The organism is Nostoc sp. DedSLP04, from assembly GCF_034530775.1.
GTDB lineage: Bacteria > Cyanobacteriota > Cyanobacteriia > Cyanobacteriales > Nostocaceae > Nostoc.
The window spans coordinates 11,655-30,997 of record NZ_JAVRCL010000001.1; the positions used below are offsets into that span (position 1 = coordinate 11,655).

Genomic DNA, 19,343 nt, shown 5'->3' on the forward strand with positions numbered 1-19,343 from the left:
TATAGTTTAAATTTCACGCAAAACGCTGAAGTTAATCTTAATGATAACTTCAGCATTTTTTCAATTTATTTACACTAAAAGAGGAATTGCTGCATATATAAAAATAAATAAAGTATTAAGATCGTTAGCAGGTTGGCATAAACAAGATTATATCCATATATTAAGAAATTGTATTTTCAGCATATTACCTTAATAATTTAGGCAGAGCAGGCAGGCAAAAGTGTTTTCTAAAAAGGTGCAGAGCTACGTTAAACAAATCATAGTTGAAGAGGATGAAAAAGTATTCTACCAGCAGGCGGATATTGCTCCTCTGATGATTTGGATGTCTAGATGTAATGCACTTTACTGTTACTTCAATTCTAATTGGCTGAAATTTACTGGAATACATCTAACAAAAGCTGCATCTGCGCGAGAAGAGGAAATAGGCAATATTTGGACTGGCAGCGTCCATCCAGAAGATAGACAGCGATGTGAAGATATATACCTGAGAGCATTTGCGACGTATGATTCCTTCCAGAGGCAATATCGCCTGCGTCGATCTGATGGTGAATATCGCTGGATTTTAGATACAGCCGCGCCACGATTTGCGGCAGATGGTAGCTTTGTCGGTTACATCGGTTATTGTATCGATCTAACAGAAGTGCCGATCGGGATCGGTCAATCTTCCCTAACAGAAAACAGCTCCCTATCGACAAATTCATCTCGTTGCCTACGTAAAATTACAGATAGAGAACGAGCAACAGAATTAGCAAAAGCATTGGAGCAACTGCAAGCTGAAATTAGCAAACGCCAAGCAGTTGAAGCAGAGTTACGCCAAAAAATATCAGAATTTACCGCGATTTTGCAAGTACTTCCTGATTCCTACTTCCGTCTTGATGCTGCTGGAAGTATTCTGGATTACAAGCAAGGGTTGATGGAGAGTCTGTATATTTTACCAGAAGATTGTCAGGGCAAGAGTTTGCGAGAATGCTTACCGATTGCTGTAAGCGATCGCTTCCATCAAGCAATAAATCAAGTACTTGAAACTCAATATGAAGTCAGTTTTGAATATACCTTACCGCAACCAGAAAAAAACAATAATTTTGAAGCTAGGTTATTACCATTACCAGACCAGCAAATTATAGTTCTTGTCCGCGACACCAGCGACAACAACCAAGCAGCTTTAATAGAAAGTGATGCCAAGTTCCGCAGCATTGTAGAAAATGCCAACAACGTTATTTTTGCGCTGACACTTGAAGGGATATTTTCCTACGTTTCTCCTAACTGGACTGAGATTTTTGGGCATGAGATTGCAGAGGTTGAAGGCAAATCTTTTGTTCCCTTTATACATCCTGACGATGTGCATATTTGTGTCGATTATTTTCAAAGAATTTTGACAGCAAGCGAAAAACAAAAAGCAATTGAATATCGAGTCCAACACAAAAATGGTAGTTGGCGATGGCATACAAGCAACTCATCTGCTATTAAAGACGCTAATGGCAATATTCTGTACTTCGTTGGTATTTGCTATGACACCACCGATCGTAAAGAAGCAGAAATTGCACTCAGAGAAAGCGCCCAGCGAGAAACATTGCTCAATCGTCTTTCTAGCCAAATTCGAGCTTCTTTGGATCTCAATTACATTGTAGAAACCGCAGTACAGGAGATTCGCAACTTATTCCAGATCGATCGCTGCGTCTTCTTTTGGTATCGGCAAGACGCTGATGTACCATACTGGGAAAGAGTCTATGAGGCGAAAAGTTCTTTTTTACCGTGTTTACTTAACCAACAAGAAGCAACTCATGCCGAAATCAAACTAATCGCAGCCAAAACCTTGAACGGAGAAATCATCCGCATTGATGATACTGAGACTGTGGGCGATTCCATAGCACAGCAATTTTTGCAGGATTTTGGTTTTACTGCTTTTATGGCGCTGCCTGTACACACTCAATCTGGTGAAATTGGTGCATTTAGCTGTGGTTATTGTAGTGGCTTTCGTTCTTGGCAGAACAACGAAGTAGAATTACTACAAGCAGTTACAGTTCAATTAGCGATCGCCATTGACCAAGCTAAACTTTACACCCAAAGTCGCATCACCGCCCAAACTGCCCAAGACAAAGCCCAGCAACTAGAAGCAGCACTGCTAGAACTTCAACAAACCCAAGCGCAACTGATTCAAACTGAAAAAATGTCCAGTTTAGGACAATTGGTTGCAGGTATTGCCCACGAAATCAATAATCCCGTCAATTTCATCTACGGTAATATTAGCCACGCCAGTGAATATACTAAGGATTTGCTGCACTTAGTAGAACTTTATCAACAAAACTACTACCCACCAACACCAGAGATCGATCGACAAATCAATACCATTGATTTGGAATTTCTCAAGCAAGATTTACCCAAAATTCTGGAGTCGATGAAGATGGGATCTGAACGCATTCGGCAGATTGTCCTATCTTTACGTAATTTTTCTCGCCTTGATGAAGACGGTACAAAAGCAGTGGATATTCATGAAGGGATGGATAGCACTTTGCTGCTATTGCAAAATCGCCTAAAAGCCAAACCAGGACATCCCGAAATCCAAGTAATTCGAGACTACGGCAATCTACCACCAGTAGTCTGTCACGCTGGACAGATGAATCAGGTGTTTATGAATGTGTTGACAAATGCGATCGATGCTTTAGAAGAGTCATACTCTGCGGGAAGCCGAAGCGCCTATGTCAATAGTCATACCCTGCAAAAAGGCGTTCGCGTAGCGTCTCCAAGAGTTGCGCTTATGTCATTAGTAAACAACACTGAACAAAGGACACATGACCAAGGACAAATGACTTCTTTACAAATTCACATTCGCAGCCTCATTCAAGAAGACTATGTAATTATTAGAGTTGCTGACAATGGCCCAGGGATGAGTGAAGAAGTACGCAAACGCTTATTTGACCCCTTCTTCACGACGAAACCTGTGGGTAAAGGTACAGGTATGGGATTATCAATTAGCTACCAAATTGTAGTGCAAAAACACGGTGGAAAGATCCATTGTATTTCAGCACCAGGAGAAGGTGCCGAATTTGTTGTAATGATTCCACTAAAACAAGAACCCTCAACCTAGATATCACGCAATAGAGATAAAAGTGAAAAAATCTAGAGACGTAACAGTGTTACGTCTCTAGAACGGTTCTAGATAACGCATATTTAATTTTTGGAGAAGTAATCTTAATCTAAACTTAATCAAAACTTAACCTAATAGTTGTTAACTAAGATCAACTCACTTTTTGCTGCAACATTTTAACCCCCTCAATAACCTAAAATTTACAGGAATTGAGGGGATTATTTCTTCTAATATAGGGAATTAGGTTTGAAAAACGTTGTAATGGTAGTACTATCTTTGCGTAGGCATAGGCAATCCAGACAATGTACACAATGAACTGCACCTACGCACCGAACAAAAAAATCTCTGAGTACAAATAAAATAGAAGGCTGGGATGATACAACCCCAAAGTCAAAATAGTATCACCTACACACGCGTTATCCACCTAAGTCATGTAATTGACATAGACATTCCCCAATGGTCTGGAGATCCCACAGTAGAATTTGAAACTGTGGCTGAACTAAATAATGATGGTTATTACTTGCGGCGTTTCTCCTTGGGGGAACATAGCGCTACCCATATCAACGCCCCTAATAGTTTTCATAGTTCTGCTGTGGGAATTGACCAATATCCAGCCCAGTCTTTGGTTGTACCTGCGGTAGTTATAAACGTTTGCCAAGCTACAGCAGTTAATCCTGATTATGCCCTGACTGTTGCTGATGTTTTGGCTTGGGAAGCAGAATATGGTGAAATTTCTGCTGGCTGCGTAGTTATACTGAATACTGGTTGGCAAAAAAAGTGGTTAGATAAAAGTGCATTCCTCAATCATGATGCTCAAGGGATTCCCCACTTTCCCGGATTTGGCAGCGATGCAACTCAATTTTTACTTGATGAACGGCAAATAGTTGGGGTAGGAATTGATACTCATGGTGTAGACCCCGGACAAGATAACAGTTTTGCGATTAACCGCTTGGTATTGGAAAAACCGCGCATTGTGTTGGAAAATCTCACAAATTTGGATCAACTGCCACCGAAAGGGACTACTCTAGCGATCGCACCTCTAAGATTACGTGGTGGTTCTGGTTCTCCTGTGGGAGTATTGGCATTAGTGCCTTAATTTTTATATCGATATTTGCTTATCACGCCAATTTCCTAAACTTGAGGATAACCTAGAAAGCAAGCAAACTTAATACACAAGTTTCAGTAGATCCTCAGTCGGAGATTTTCAAAATGACAACTCCGCTATCTTGCCGCAATTATATAGATGGCCAATGGTTGAGTGCTGTAGGAGAAGCTACCCTAGAAAGTCGCAACCCTGCCGACAAAACCGAAGTTGTTGCCATATTTCCCCGTTCTCAAGTTAAGGATGTAGATACAGCGGTAGCCGCCGCCCGTAAAGCCTACCACAGTTGGCGCAAAGTCCCGGCCCCTGCGAGGGCAGAATACATCTTTCGCGTTGGGGAAATATTGCTCCAACATAAAGAAGAACTTGCCCAGCTAATCAGTCGGGAAATGGGTAAACCCTTGACGGAAGCTAGGGGAGATGTCCAAGAAGGTATTGACTGCGCCTTTTACAGTGCTGGCGAAGGACGGCGACTATTTGGGCAAACCACACCCTCGGAAATGTCGAACAAATTCGCCATGACTGTGCGGATGCCTATCGGAGTCTGTGCCTTAATTACTCCCTGGAATTTTCCGGTGGCAATTCCTTGCTGGAAAGCGATGCCAGCCTTGGTATGTGGCAATACAGTCATTCTCAAACCTGCCGAAGATACCTCCGCCTGTGCAACTAAATTGATTGAGATTTTTCAACAAGCAGGTTTACCACCAGGAGTAATTAACTTGGTGCATGGTGTGGGAGAAGAGGCGGGGAAAGCTTTAGTTGAGCATCCCAATGTAGATTTGGTATCCTTTACCGGTTCTTCAGAAACGGGTGCTTTTGTTGGCGCGACTTGCGGACGCACTCACAAGCGTGTCTGTTTGGAAATGGGTGGTAAAAATGCTCAAGTGGTGATGGAAGATGCGGATTTAGAACTTGCTCTCGATGGTGCAGTGTGGGGAGCGTTTGGGACAACTGGGCAACGGTGTACGGCTACTAGTCGGCTGATTTTGCATCGTGATATCAAAGAAAAGTTTACCGCTATGCTTTATGAGCGTACCAGTAAGTTACGCTTGGGTGCTGGCAATGACTCTGATACAGATATTGGCCCGATAGTCAATGAAAAGCAACTCCAACAGGTGAGGAAGTATTTGGATATCGCTCGTGAGGAAGGAGCAAAGGTTTTAATTGGTGGGGAAATTACTAGTGAAGGCTTACTGAAAAACGGTTACTTCTTTCAACCAACTATTTTGGATGATGTAACTCCTGATATGCACGTTGCCCGTGAAGAGATATTTGGGCCAGTGGTGGTATTGATTGAGGTTAGTTCTTTTGAGGAAGCGATCGCAATTCTCAACGATAGCAATTATGGTCTTTCTTCTTCAGTTTACACTCGCGATATCAATCGGGCTTTTACTGCTATGCGCGACATCGAAGCAGGTATCACTTATATTAACGGCCCGACTATTGGCGCAGAGGTACACTTGCCCTTTGGTGGTGTGAAACAAACCGGTAACGGACACCGCGAAGCGGGAACTACTGCAATGGATGTTTTCACAGAATGGAAAAGTGTCTATGTTGACTTCTCTGGAAGTTTGCAACGCGCTCAGATAGATAATCGCAGTTAATTATCTACAAATACACTTGGGCTAAGAGGATGTTTGAAAAGTCCTGTTGTTGGTAGCAAAAAGTTTTAGATCCCCCTAAAGTCCCCCTTAAAAAGGGGGACTTTAAGAAGTTTTCCCCCCTTAAAAAGGGGGGCTAGGGGGGATCAATAAGTGCCTAAAATCACATTTAACCACTTTTCAAATAACCTCTAAGGTTTTATTCTCCCTAACCCTTGGCTGTGCGAAAGTTTAAGCCAGGGGTAGTTCATAGTAAATTTGGGTCAATTCCTTCCCAGCAAAGCAATCTCTGAGTGTTGCGTTGGCGTAGCCCGCCGCAGGCATCTCTCTTTGATGCCATTTTTTCAAACTAGATGCTCTAATAAGCCGCTTTCAGCCGCGCTAGTAGGAGAAAATAATCTTTAAACCGTTGCAAACTCAGTATATTTCCTCACTTCTGGAGGCTGAAAAGCCAAGACAATATCGCTTGCAGGAACATCTAAACGCATTAACTCAGTTGCCATTCCTTCTTCAGTCAAATCTTCTTCTATGTAAATTTTTTCATTTTTAATGCGAATATAGACAGAAATTCCTTTAATTCTTTTGCCTTGTTTCCAACCAATATTGAACCACAAATATTGACTTCTTTCATCATCAAACATTAACACTTCATCCACATCAACAATAGGAACCTGTGATGAAATTATTTGATACTCTGTTAAAATTTGCTTGATTATATTTTGATATTGAGTTAACTTATCCATTTCACAATCTCCTCTTTCTTCATATTAATAACTAATAGTGAGACTTGATACTTTGCCAAAACTAGTTGAATTGCAACTTTTTGAAAGAAATCTTCATAGATTACTTCCCCTATTGCCAAATATAATTCCTGTTCGGGATGTTCAAGAGAAAGAAAAGCTTGATAAATGAGATACTGACCTAATGCGGTTTCAAAATCACGCATAGGGGAACGGCTGAGAAAACTTTTAATTTCAATAACAATTTGTTTTCCTTCTCTACTAGCCGCAATAGTTTTTTCACCAGCCAGATCGGCAAAGAGTTTCACTTCTTCATATTTAATGGGATAAGGATCGGCTGTAATTATCCAACCATCCTTAATTAGAGCATTTTTAACCGCATCATGATATACATCTTTTGCTGGCATTTTCTCCCTGATAATTCAGACAAAGTAACGATTGGGGCTAGTTAATATAATTTTACTAAGGGCGGTTATGTTTGCGATAATTCATTCTTTGGAATTCACTTAGTTGGTTTGAGTTGTTTGAGTTTGAATAGTGAATTACGCTGGAAAGTCAAATCAAGTGGTTTAGGTGGTAAACCAAGCTTGGTACGAAAATCCTTATCGTATTTTGCTTGTTTCCAATTTTTAGCAGATTTAACTTGTTTAACAGTCAGGTTTCTCACACCTCTAAAGTCGGCATAGCTGAGGTCAGCACCGCTGAGGTCGGCACCGCTGAGGTCGGCATCAATGAGGTTGGCACTGCGGAGGTCGGCATCAATGAGGTTGGCACTGCGGAGGTCGGCATCAATGAGGTTGGCACTGCTGAGGTTGGCATAGCTGAGGTTGGCACTGCTGAGGTCGGCACTGCTGAGGTCGGCATCAATGAGGTTGGCACTGCGGAGGTCGGCACTGCCAAGGTTGGCACTGCTGAGGTCGGCACTGCTGAGGTCGGCAATCCAGAGGTTGGTACTGCTGAGGTGGGCACTGCTGAGGTCAGCACCTATGAGGTTGGCAGCTACGAGGATAGCACTGCTGAGGTCAGCACCTGTGAGGTTGGCACGACTGAGGTGGACACGCATGAGGTTGGCACCGCTGAGGTCGGCACTGCTGAGGTTGACACGGTTGAGGTTGAGATAGCTGAGGTCGGCACGCCTGAGGCTGGCACCGTTGAGGTTGACACCACTGAGGTCGGCACGGTTGAGGCTGGCATCGCTGAGGTTGACACCGCTGAGATCGGCACGGTTGAGGCTGGCACCGCCGAGGTTAACACCCCTGAGGTCGGCACCGCTGAGGTTGGCACCGCTGAGGTTGGCACCCCTGAAATCTTTTTTAGCTAGACTCTCACCAGCTTGGACTAGTTTTTCAAGTGCTTGAATTCTTGCCTGACTAAACTCCTTTCCTCTAGCAGCATCAACAGTTTGCCAAAGTAGGGTTATCCTAATTGGTTTCTCAATAACTATGCCCACATATACTGATAAACTCAGCGGGATAATTAAGAAAACAGCAATTGACTGAAAGCGATTATTCCGTCTTTGTCTGACACTTGCTTGAATAAACTCAATAGCTAAGTCAGATAATGTTAAGTTCTCAGTTTGTTGCTGCTGAAAATCTACTACCTCTCTTAACCGCTTTCCCTGAAATAAATAATCCTTAACCCTTCGCCTATCTCGCCATTCAATAGCTGCCGCTTCAATTTTTCGCTTTTGTCGCAGCATGTCCCGGCTTTCCTCAATCCATTTGCGTAATAGCAACCAATGGCGAATCAGTGCTTCATGTGCCACATCTACCACAGCAATTTGTTTAGATAAGGTATTGGTGACAACTAGCTTCTCATCAGCTAACCGTTGAATTACTTTATTAATCACAACTTCTGGATGCTGTGAAGTAACTAAATCTCGTTGCAAAACTTGTCTACGCGTATCTTCTGTTCCTTCTCCCAACTGCGTCAATTCTAAAAAAATCCGCTTTGTTGCTTGCTGTTCCTCAAGTGATAATGACTCATAAACTTCTGTAGCGCGTGTTTGCAAGGTTCCCTTGACACCACCTAGTTTGCTATATGTAGTCAGGCTTAACCGTTCTTCAGTTCTTTGCTGCCATAGTTCTGTCAGCGTGTACTGCAACAACGGTAAACTCCCCGGTGAATTTTCTACATCTGCAATCATTTGAGAAACTAATTCCGGTTCTACTGCTAAGTTCACCTGTTGGGCAGGTTTGATAATTGCTGTTTCTAATTCCTCCCGATTCATCGGTGTTACTGTTACTAAATGCTCTTGAATTTTCTTAGCTAGTCCGCCATACTCTTGTTCCAGACATTTACCAAAGAAATCAGCCCGCATTGTAATTATTAGGCAGAGTTTATTATCATCACGCTGCAAAGCACCTAGTACACATTCAAAAAACTGCTGTCGTTTTGTAATGTCTTGACATTGAGTAAAAGCTTCCTCAAACTGGTCTACCACTAACACTACGCGCTGAGTTTGACTAGCAGTAATCAACTGTCCTAAACCAACTGCGCCTTTTGCAATTAATTCTTCTGCTTTTGCTAATTGTGAGGCGCGTTCAATATCTGATAATTCTGATTCTACAAATGCCAATGCTAAATTTTGTAAGGGGTTAATCCCTGGTCGAAATATTTTCAACTGCCAAGTATCGCTACCAGATAACCTGCGCCCTAACTGTAATTGATAAAGTAAACCTGCTCTGACAACACTAGATTTACCACTTCCTGATGCTCCCAACACAGCTAGGAAGTTACCCGATCGCACTTTTTCTAATAATTCGTCGGTTAACGCTGTTCTGCCATAAAATAAGTTGGCATCTGCTTCTGTGCAATCAAAATATGACAACCCTTTGTAAGGACAAATAGCTGATATCTGTACTATAGAGTTAACAGGAGAGGAATTCCATTTGCGGGTGAGATTAATTGCTTCACCAGAGTTAGCAAAAATTGGACGCTGGGGGAACGGGTGATGTTCTTGATTGAGCAAGTCTACTAAGGTGTAGTTACTCACCCAACGGTCTTGTTTTGGTTCCAAACCTTTCAGCAGTGCAGCAGTGAGAACGCTGTGTTGGCTGTTAATTTCTTCAAAAGCCACTTCAAAATCACGAGAAGCCGCAATAAAACACCTGTCTCTGCCTTTACCGCGATCGCCTGGATCTGCCTCTGCAAAATTTAGCACTTCTCCGCTATAGCAGCAATCCAAAATCACAATTTGTTGTCTGACTTCACTTTTTTGCAGCAGTCGCCGCAGCCATTGTAGAGATAATCCCCAATTACCCGCATCGGGGTTGACTTCACTCGTCGCTAAAAAGCCTTCCTGAATTCCTCCTACATTTTTCCGCAACCCATGACCAGAAAAATACAGCAGTGCTGTGTCTGGCGGCTTCCCATCTGGCTTAAATAATTGGACGATCGCTCTTTCTAACTGAGTTAAACTAACTTTAGTTTGCTTACCAATGCGAATCGTCTGGTTTTCCTTATCTTTGACTGCTGGCAGCCGCGTTACCCCAAATTCACCATATTGTTGTAAGATTTGAGCGATCGCTTCACCATCGGCAGCAGGCGCATTAAGACTCTTTAAGCGGTCATACGTATTAATTCCCACCACCAAAGCGTCTCGACTCATCCTGCAAAGCCCTATGATAGTTGTGCCGAATTATTTCCAGCTTCTACAAGAAATTTACCGCATTTTCCGTAAAATTTTGTAGATAAGCACTGCTGGACTACCCTGACTTTTCACGTTATGTGGAAAAGTCCACGAAAAACCTAACCCCCTAACCCCCAACCCGTGGCGGGAAGGGGGAAATTCAAAGTCTCTCTCCTAAAAGGAGAGAGATTTAGAGAGAGGTTTTCCAGATGCCGTGAAAAGTCAGATGGGCTACACTACACGCAATTCTTTTAGGCGAGATTTATCCTATGACTCAACTCACACCTATTCAGTTAGAAGATGGGACGATTATTTATATTGAAGCCACAAATAACGTAGATGCTCCGCCAGTGATTACTGAAGTTTCCCCAGAGGGAGAAGAAGAAGCGCTAATTGATAAAGGATGGGATGCTGATGCTGCACAAAAACAGATAGTGCAAAATTTTCAAGCAATTGAAGGTACAATTCGGGCTTACACTGTTTATTCACTTAATGCTTTTAAGAAAATCCCTGTTGCCAATATTGATAAAGTCACTTTAGAATTTGGGATCAAAGTTGGTGGTGAAGCAGGTATACCTTACGTAACTAAAGGCACGGCTGAAAGTAATCTGAAGGTAACGGTAGAGTGTTCGTTTCCTGACCAACCGGAAAAACAAACTCAGCAATCATGAGTGAGAGTATTGACGCAGCCAAAATTTCGATTATTATTCCGGCTATTAATGAAGCGGGGAATATTAAAAAAGCCATTGCTACTACTCAAGCCAGTACAAATATAGAAGTCATTGTAGTCGATGGTGGCTCTAGTGATGATACTGTAGCGATCGCTCAGTCTTTAAATGTCAAAGTTATCTCATCATCTCCCGGTCGTGCTGTGCAAATGAACGCGGGTGCTTTAGCGGCTAGCGGTGAGATTCTGCTGTTTCTCCATGCGGATACCCGTTTGCCAACGGGGTTTGATGAGATGATTCGCACAGCGCTACAACAACCTGGGATTGTAGCTGGTGCTTTTAAGTTGCGGATTGATGCGTCGCTTTTCAGTTTACGATGGGTAGAGTGGGGAGTAAATGTGCGATCGCATTTTTATCAAATGCCCTATGGCGACCAAGCAATTTTTTTAACCAAGGAAGTATTTCAAAAAATAGGCAATTTTCCCGAATTGCCTATCATGGAAGACTTTGAACTCATGCGTCGTCTAAAACGCATCGGACGCATTGTAATTATTCCCACACCAGTTGTTACCTCAGCGCGTAGATGGTTGCAAAAAGGAGTATTAAAAACTACGCTACTTAATCAAATAGTAATTACTGCTTATTTGCTCGGCGTTTCACCTGAGCGAATTTGTAGCTGGTATCGTCGAGAAAAATTTAAGAGGCTTTAAGCTGTTTCTCATCTAAGTAGTATATCTTAGGGGCATTGGATTTGAGGTGTAAATTTTAAATTTGAGCCTCAAAAGGTCAACATTGAGCCTCAGAAGGTCAACATTGAGCCTCAGAAGGTCAACATTGAGCCTCAGAAGGTCAACATCGAGCCTCAAAAGGTCAACGTTGAGCCTCAGAAGGTCAACATCGAGCTTCAAAAGGTCAACATTGAGCCTCAAAAGGTCAACGTCGAGCCTCTGAGGGTGAAACTTATAAAAATGAACAAGCGTTTATTAAATTCCAAACTCAAACTACTACTGCTAAGTTGCCTGATTATCACTCTCATAATTGCTGCTAAACAGTTAAATTTTCAGGGACTTTTACAAACCTTAGTCATTTGGGTTCACAGTCTTGGTGCTTTAGGCCCCATCGCTTACATAGTTATTTTCAACTTGGCAACATTGCTGTTTATACCCGGTTCCCTCCTAACCCTCAAAGGTGGTTGTCTGTTTGGTGTATTTTGGGGATCGATATATGTGCTAATTGCTGCGACAATTGGAGCAACCTTAGCTTTTCTCATTGGACGCTACCTCTCACGAGATTGGGTTTCTCGACAAATGGACAAACATCCTAAATTTAAAGCGATTGATTTAGCAGTTGCTAAAGAAGGATGGAAAATTGTTTTGCTAACTCGTCTTTCACCTATATTTCCCTTCAATTTATTAAATTATGCTTTTGGGATAACACAGGTTTCTCTCAAAGACTATATATTAGGTTCCTTCGGCATTATTCCCGGTACTGTGATGTACGTTTATATTGGTTCTTTAGCTGGTAATCTTGCCACTATCAACACCTCTCATCAACCAATTACTCCAGAGACTCAAGTCTGGCAATGGATAATGCGAGTAGTTGGGTTGATTGCTACCGTTGCTGTAACTGTATATATCACAAAAGTTGCTCAGAAAGCATTAGCTCAAAGTGTGGCAGTAGAAGAAATCACAACCCATGAAAAAACTAACAATCATTCAGATATTTAAAGCCTCTCTGCGAGACGCTACGCGAACGACTCCGCTCGGCTTTAACACTGAGCGACTTGCCTTGAGCGAAGTCGAAAGGAGCCGAAGTGTTAAAAGTATTAATACCAGAAACTTCCAGAAGTTTTTTCGCCTCAGTATATTAATATTACTAATATTGGCAAGCAGTTTCTCATTAAACACAGACCCAGCTTTAGCACAAGAATCGGTAACTTTAAATTCTTTCAATCCCCAAGCAATTTTACGCCAAGCCTTGCAGTGGATTGAAAGCCTGGGCGCAGTAGGAGCCATAGCTTTTATTGTCCTTTATATTATTGCTACCGTTGCTTTTTTCCCAGGTTCTATTCTCACCTTGGGAGCTGGTGTAATTTTTGGTGCAGTTTGGGGTTCTCTTTACGTGTTTATCGGTGCAACCCTTGGCGCTACTGCTGCTTTTCTCGTCGGACGTTATTTAGCAAGGGGTTGGGTTGCTCGGAAAATCGCAGATAACAAAAAATTTGTCGCCATTGACGAAGCGGTAGGTAGAGAAGGATTAAAAATTGTCCTGTTAACGCGACTATCCCCGATATTTCCTTTCAATTTGTTGAACTATGCCTTTGGCATCACGGGAGTTTCACTTCAAGATTACTTCATCGGCTCTGTAGGCATGATTCCCGGAACCATTCTGTACGTTTATATTGGTTCCCTTGCAGGTAATCTTGCCATGATTGGTACTGAAGCTCAACCTACCAACCCAACTTTCCAATGGGCAATTCGCATCTTGGGTTTGATTGCTACAGTAGCTGTGACAGTTTATGTCACCCGGATTGCGCGGAAAGCTTTAGAAGAAAAATTATAAAGGTGGACAGATGCTTTCGCTATCTTTGGTAATCTTCATATATTACAAAATAAATTGCGGAAAATGGGATAACAACTGAACAAAGGAAAGTGATATGAAAACTGAAAATAGTAAACCAAATGATGAAGTCCAAATTCGCACGATAATCGAGGAGCGCGTCAAAGCATTACCCAACAAGGACATCAACGCGCTTTTGTCCAATCACGCGCCGGATATTCTGTCTTTCGATGTCATCAATCCACTGCAATATATCGGAGTAGATACGGTTAGAGAACGCGTCCAGAAGTGGGTTTCTTCATTTCAAGGCTCAATCGGCTATGAGATTCTAGACCTGAGCATCACGACGGGCGAAACGGTGGCTTTCTGCCATTACCTCTATCGTGTGAGCGGAACACTGACAGACGGAGGGAAAGTCGAAATGTGGGTGCGGGCGACTGTTTGCTTGCGTGAGATTGACGGCAAGTGGATGATTGTGCATGAGCATCAATCAGTGCCTTTCGACCCGGAGACAGGCAAAGCGTCGCTTAATCTCAAGCCGTAGGACTTCGTGAATCATAAGCTACGCCTAACAAGTCGTTGTACTCAAGCGCGAAACAGCAGCTTTTTTATCACATTGTCCGTTAATTTTTATCGGGCTTGGTTGCGGTTTTGCACCGCGTCAATTCAATCGTTCGGCGGTTACTGCCTGAATTGGATGCGCCGACAAATAATTAATTTTGTTCAAAGTCCAATTATTAAACAAGCATAAAAAATAAAAGACTGAACCGCCTAAATTTATCAGGATTCTTAATTTTTAATTTTGAATTCTTATAAAAGGCAGTTGAATTTAGTATTATTTTCAATTCTTAAAAAAGGTTTTGCTAATGACCAATTCAGATTTAGAGAGAGTTACTGTTCGCCCAACGGATGAGTATAACCAAAAGTTGGTGTCTTACGTTCATCCGCCAAATTGGGTTAATCCTCAACCGGCAGATGTTTACGATTTGGTAGTAATTGGCGCTGGTACGGCGGGATTAGTAGTGGCTGCGGGTGCGGCGGGTCTGGATGTGGGTTTAAAGGTGGCGTTGATTGAAAAGCATCTCATGGGTGGAGATTGCTTAAATGTTGGTTGCGTACCATCTAAAACTATTATTCGCTCTGCCCGCGTCGTTGGCGAAATCTGGGATGCTAAAGACTTGGGAGTTAATATTCCTCAACATAATATTGATGTTGATTTTCCCAAAGTTATGGCCAGGATGCGGAAGATAAGAGCTGATATCAGCCCTAACGACTCGGCGGAGCGTTTTCAAAAGTTGGGTGTTGATGTCTTTTTGGGTAGCGGTCGATTTGCAAGTAAAAATACCGTGGAAGTTGGCGATAAAACCCTCAAGTTTAAAAAAGCTGTAATTGCAACTGGCGCAAGACCTGCACAACTGTCGATTCCAGGAATTGAACAGGCGGGTTATCTAACCAATGAGACAGTTTTTTCTCTAATTCAACGACCGGAACGTTTGGCGGTAATTGGTGGCGGCCCCATTGGTTGCGAATTGGCGCAAGCTTTCCGGCGTTTGGGTTGTGAGGTGGTGCTTTTCCATAGCGGTTCTCATCTCCTAAATAAAGAAGACCCTGAAGCTGCTAAAATTCTCCAAAAGGTTTTGATTAACGAAGGAATTCGCCTAGTACTTGATTCCAAACTGGAAGAAGTGGTAACTGTGACTGAGGGGAAACGGCTTTACTTTTCCTCTAACGGTCATCGAGATTCGGTGACAGTCGATGAAATCTTAGTCGGCGCGGGGCGATCGCCAAATGTCGAAAATCTAAATTTAGAAGCTGTGGGTGTAGAATATGACAAGCACAAAGGTGTGAAGGTAAATGATTACCTGCAAACGACCAATCCCAAAATTTATGCAGCTGGCGATATCTGCATGAACTGGAAGTTTACCCATGCTGCTGATGCTGCGGCGCGAATTGTAATTAAAAATACCCTGTTTTCTCCCTTTGGCATAGGACGCTCGAAATTCAGTAGTTTGGTGATGCCTTGGGTAACTTATACTGACCCAGAAATTGCTCACGTGGGGTTGTACGAACACGAGGCGCAGAAATTGGGTATTGAGGTGACAACCATCAACATACCTTTTAATAGTGTAGACCGAGCGATCGCAGATGGTGAAGAGTTAGGATTTCTCAAAATTCACCATAAAAAGGGGTCTGATGAAATTATCGGTGCAACTATTGTCGCCAGTCACGCGGGTGAGATGATATCAGAAGTGACTACGGCAATGGTGAATAAGATTGGCTTGAGCAAGTTAAGCAGTGTAATTCATCCTTATCCCACTCAAGCCGAAGCAATTAAAAAAGCAGCTGATGCTTATCGTCGAACACTCCTCACATCAAATACCAAAAAATTGTTGGGATTTGTGACAAAGTTATCTTAAGCAAAATCAGCGAACGGTCAAATAACTGTTCGCTGATAACTGATAACTTTTATGTCATCTCTAAACCAACGTGAGTTCCATGAACCTCTCCCGGACAACCTCCCTCTCCCACGGGGAAAGGGAGGAGCAACGAGAAATTAGGGTTTTGGCTCCCCTCTCCGTGTCGGAGAGGGGTTGGGGGAGAGGTCAAAAAAGGGCTTGTCGAACTCACATTAAACTGTATTTATCTCTAAACAGGTCGGAAACGATCGATCTCGCCTCCGGTCAAGTTTGCGTAATACAGATTACCATCAGGGCCAGTGGTGATTTGTGTAGGCAGTCCTAGATTAGGCCTGTCTGTTTGGGAAGCAAACCGCTTAACTGAGGTAACTTTACCTTGACTATCTAATATCAAAGCATCGATAGTTCCTTGACTGAAATCACCAATGAATAAGGCACCTTGATAGATTGCAGGGAAAGTATTACCTGTGTAAAAGTCACCCACCAGGATCGAATTAGAACCAGAATGCTTGTAAGTGTACAGTGGTTCTGTAACAGATGAGCCACTATTATAGAAGGCTTTTGCTGCATCTAAATTAGCGTAGACTGGTTGTTTCAGACTGACGACATTACCATTTGCATCAAGGCCACCTTCATAGAATGGCCAGCCAAAGTTAGCTCCTGGTTTTCCGATATTCACCTCTTCGTAAGTACCGAAGCCAACATCACCAATTACGGGAGTATTGGTCTTTTTATCAATTGTGAAACGGAAGGGGTTACGCAGACCGTAGTCATAAACTTTGGAAATATTGCTATTAGCGTCACCGTTGTAGAAAGGATTGCTTGATAAGCCTTTACCAGTAATCGGGTCAATCCGCAAAATCTTGCCGGATAAATTATTCTTATCCTGGACGCGAATTGCTCGGGGGTCTACTCCATTGTAGGAAGTACCATCTCCTAAGCTCACAAATAGAGAACCATCAGTACCAAAACGCACAGAACCAACTGAGTGAGATTCACTATCATTGGCGATAAAATTCTGGATATTTTGGACTTTATCGAGATTATTCAGATAATCCTGCAAGCTGGTAAACGGCTTACCAGTATCTTTGTTGAGAATTCCTGATGGTGCATAGCCAAGTGAAACATTTGTGCTATTTCCATCTGGGTGGCTGATATTTGCCCAAGTGCCATTTGTGCCGAGTAGTACAACTTCGCTGCCAGCGATCGCAGTAGTGTAATTAGTATTGGGGTCGGCTGTGAAGCGACTTAGGCGTGCAGTCCGATTCCCATTCTGATCGGGATCGTCCAATGTGCTATTGGGATTATTCTTAGAATTGCTTGTATTAGTTTCTGGTGGATCGTAGGTATACAACAGGTAAACATAGTTGTTGCCGTTTGGACTTTTACCAAAATCTGGATGTACGGCAATGCCTAACAGACCGCGATCGCGCGTATCATTTACCTGTCCGCGAATATCAGTAAACGGGGTTGATAATAAAGTACCGTTTTTCATGACTCGCACTACCCCATTTTTCTGGGCAATGAACATACTGTTACCATCAGGTGCCCATTCAAAAGCTGTGGGTTGATTCAAACCAGAAACTACTGTATCTAAAGCAAAATTACCAGAGTCATTATCAATAATAGTGATACTTGTCTGTTGATTAGTTAACTGCACTCCAACTGGGTTACTGAACTTCAAAGCAAATGTTTCATTTGATTCCCCAACGTTGTCATTCAGAATGGGGATAACAATTGTGTTGCTGGTTTGTCCAGCTGCAAAACTCAAGCTTCCAGATACAGCCTGGTAGTCAGATCCAGCTTTAGCAGTCCCATCTTGGGTTATGTAGTTGACGCTAGCAGCCGCCGAAGCATTGCCCCGTGTAACTGTCACCTTAGCAGTACCGTCACCCTCATTAACTACTGGCTGACTGAAATCGAGGCCGGAGCGATCGTTGTCTTGAATTGTAATTGAGAGAGTTCTTTGGACTCCTAGTGTTGCCCCCTCTGCCTGATCGATGACAAAATTAAAGCTTTCATCTGGTTCTATCGAGGAATCATCATTGATCGGAATCGATACCTGGGTGCTACTTTGTCCCGGCGCAAAAGTCAGTACTCCAGCACTTTCAACGCCTTCACTGCCATAGTCAACTCCTTTTGTAGCAGTATTAGCTATAGTTGCATATTTAATTGAAGATGTACTACTTAAATCTCCAGTTCTAATTAGTTTGACGGTAACACTACCACTGTCTTCGTTCACAGTCATCGAAGACGAGCCTAAGGTGATAGTGGTCGGAAGAACTGGTGAATAAAGTTGAGACTGAGGAATGATTTCCTTCGCCTGAGAGGCGCTTGACCAACGCAGTTGAGAAACGGCATTGGATTTATTTTCATAGTACTCAAGTTTAATATCGTACTTTTGACCTGCAACTAATGCGATCGCGCCACTGGATTCGGTGGCAGGTTGATCGATAAACTGATTGATGATTTGTTGACCATTCACCCACAGTCGCACACCATCATCAGCAGTGGTGTAGAACTTGTAAGTTTCGCTGTACTTGGCTTCTACCTGACCTGTCCACCGCGCTGAGAAAGTATCTGCCTCAATCGACGGAGCGGGAGAATCAGCGCGCCAGTTAAAGTTCACCGTCGGATCTGTAGTAGTTACCTTCAGGTTAGTGAAGTCGATGTTGTCGTAGTACTCTCCTTTGAGTCCATTGCCACTACTAGGTGTGCTGACATTACTATACAGTTGGGACTGGGGAATGATTTCCTTCGCCTGAGAGGCGCTTGACCAACGCAGTTGAGAAACGGCATTGGATTTATTTTCATAGTACTCAAGTTTAATATCGTACTTTTGACCTGCAACTAATGCGATCGCGCCACTGGATTCGGTGGCAGGTTGATCGATAAACTGATTGATGATTTGTTGACCATTCACCCACAGTCGCACACCATCATCAGCAGTGGTGTAGAACTTGTAAGTTTCGCTGTACTTGGCTTCTACCTGACCTGTCCACCGCGCTGAGAAAGTATCTGCATTAATCGACGAATCGGGAGAACCAGCGCGCCAGTTAAAGTTCACCGTCTGATCTGTACGAGTTACCTTCAGGTTGGTGAAGTCCATGTTGTCGTAATACTCTGCCTTAAGTCCATCTCCCTGAGAGAGTAGGCTAGACCGAGCAGAAATATTGGTTTGTCCTTGGTCAATACTTTCTAGAGATGATTTAGTAGTAATTACTGGACTTACAGATGTTGATAAGTTTTGATTTGATGCCATAATTTAGTGTTTCAGGATTAATTTAACATTAAATATTCCAACAAAAAATGCCTCATGAAGCTTGATATAAATATACTGATAAGCTAATAAATGATTAACTTATAAAGATATATTCAGTAATTACTAATCATGAATAATTAATTGAAGAATATATTAGTCTTTGTTAGTTTTTGTTTTCTTTCAAAAAATTACTGAATTCTTGAGACTTTCTAAATTTTATTGATGTGCAAATGCATATCAGCAAGGCAAGCAGTGCTTAAGAAAGCAAATACATGCGT

At 42.6% G+C, this 19,343-nt stretch carries 14 protein-coding genes; 9 read left to right on the forward strand and 5 right to left on the reverse strand.

The features are described from left to right. The first annotated feature begins 313 nt into the window (after positions 1 to 313). The 3 genes from RMX89_RS00045 to RMX89_RS00055 all read left to right on the forward strand — a co-directional run bounded on the left by RMX89_RS00045 (position 314) and on the right by RMX89_RS00055 (position 5,791). Positions 314 to 3,085, forward strand: a complete 2,772-nt coding sequence (locus RMX89_RS00045; protein ID WP_416211954.1) for a PAS domain S-box protein — start codon at positions 314 to 316, stop codon at positions 3,083 to 3,085. Between the two features lie 373 nt (positions 3,086 to 3,458). After that, entirely contained in the window at positions 3,459 to 4,181 is a 723-nt protein-coding gene (locus RMX89_RS00050) for a cyclase family protein (protein ID WP_322687487.1), read from the forward strand. A gap of 113 nt (positions 4,182 to 4,294) precedes the next feature. Next, positions 4,295 to 5,791 (forward strand): aldehyde dehydrogenase family protein, encoded by a 1,497-nt coding sequence (locus RMX89_RS00055; protein ID WP_322687488.1) that lies wholly within the window; start codon positions 4,295 to 4,297, stop codon positions 5,789 to 5,791. A gap of 398 nt (positions 5,792 to 6,189) precedes the next feature. On the opposite strand, the gene RMX89_RS00060 is transcribed toward RMX89_RS00055, so the two are convergent. From RMX89_RS00060 to RMX89_RS00070, 3 genes are all read right to left on the reverse strand, one after another. Continuing rightward, positions 6,190 to 6,531, reverse strand: a complete 342-nt coding sequence (locus RMX89_RS00060; protein ID WP_322687489.1) for a XisI protein — start codon at positions 6,529 to 6,531, stop codon at positions 6,190 to 6,192. Beyond that, positions 6,519 to 6,935: a XisH family protein gene (locus tag RMX89_RS00065; RefSeq protein WP_322687490.1), complete on the reverse strand. Its 417-nt coding sequence runs from the start codon at positions 6,933 to 6,935 to the stop codon at positions 6,519 to 6,521. Before RMX89_RS00065 ends, RMX89_RS00060 begins: the two co-directional genes overlap by 13 nt. A gap of 95 nt (positions 6,936 to 7,030) precedes the next feature. Next, positions 7,031 to 10,138 carry a pentapeptide repeat-containing protein gene (locus RMX89_RS00070; RefSeq protein WP_322687491.1) on the reverse strand — a complete coding sequence of 1,036 codons (3,108 nt, stop codon included), beginning with the start codon at positions 10,136 to 10,138 and terminating at the stop codon, positions 7,031 to 7,033. 290 nt (positions 10,139 to 10,428) lie between these two features. Here RMX89_RS00070 and RMX89_RS00075 point away from each other — a divergent pair, with 290 nt between their 5' ends. Continuing rightward, positions 10,429 to 10,830, forward strand: coding sequence for a CU044_2847 family protein (locus tag RMX89_RS00075; RefSeq protein WP_322687492.1), 402 nt, complete (start codon positions 10,429 to 10,431; stop codon positions 10,828 to 10,830). Next, on the forward strand, positions 10,827 to 11,537 hold the full coding sequence (locus RMX89_RS00080; protein WP_322687493.1) for a TIGR04283 family arsenosugar biosynthesis glycosyltransferase: 711 nt from the start codon (positions 10,827 to 10,829) through the stop codon (positions 11,535 to 11,537). Before RMX89_RS00075 ends, RMX89_RS00080 begins: the two co-directional genes overlap by 4 nt. Before the next feature lie 12 nt (positions 11,538 to 11,549). Here RMX89_RS00080 and RMX89_RS00085 read toward each other — a convergent pair whose 3' ends face one another. Then, complete coding sequence (locus tag RMX89_RS00085; RefSeq protein ID WP_322687494.1) at positions 11,550 to 11,756, reverse strand: hypothetical protein; 207 nt, start codon at positions 11,754 to 11,756, stop codon at positions 11,550 to 11,552. 39 nt (positions 11,757 to 11,795) lie between these two features. Between RMX89_RS00085 and RMX89_RS00090 the strand changes: the two genes are divergently transcribed. From RMX89_RS00090 to RMX89_RS00105, 4 genes are all read left to right on the forward strand, one after another. Beyond that, complete coding sequence (locus tag RMX89_RS00090; protein WP_322687495.1) at positions 11,796 to 12,554, forward strand: TVP38/TMEM64 family protein; 759 nt, start codon at positions 11,796 to 11,798, stop codon at positions 12,552 to 12,554. Next, the gene (locus RMX89_RS00095) at positions 12,523 to 13,389 is read left to right on the forward strand and encodes a TVP38/TMEM64 family protein (RefSeq protein WP_322687496.1); all 867 of its coding nucleotides are present in this window, start codon (positions 12,523 to 12,525) and stop codon (positions 13,387 to 13,389) included. The genes RMX89_RS00090 and RMX89_RS00095 overlap by 32 nt, the downstream gene beginning before the upstream one ends. A gap of 94 nt (positions 13,390 to 13,483) precedes the next feature. Continuing rightward, complete coding sequence (locus RMX89_RS00100; RefSeq protein ID WP_322674068.1) at positions 13,484 to 13,930, forward strand: YybH family protein; 447 nt, start codon at positions 13,484 to 13,486, stop codon at positions 13,928 to 13,930. Positions 13,931 to 14,252: 322 nt separating this feature from the next. Continuing rightward, on the forward strand, positions 14,253 to 15,803 hold the full coding sequence (locus tag RMX89_RS00105) for a mercuric reductase (RefSeq protein WP_322687497.1): 1,551 nt from the start codon (positions 14,253 to 14,255) through the stop codon (positions 15,801 to 15,803). Positions 15,804 to 16,032: 229 nt separating this feature from the next. Here RMX89_RS00105 and RMX89_RS00110 read toward each other — a convergent pair whose 3' ends face one another. Continuing rightward, positions 16,033 to 19,065: a PA14 domain-containing protein gene (locus tag RMX89_RS00110; protein ID WP_322687498.1), complete on the reverse strand. Its 3,033-nt coding sequence runs from the start codon at positions 19,063 to 19,065 to the stop codon at positions 16,033 to 16,035. Positions 19,066 to 19,343 lie beyond the last annotated feature (278 nt).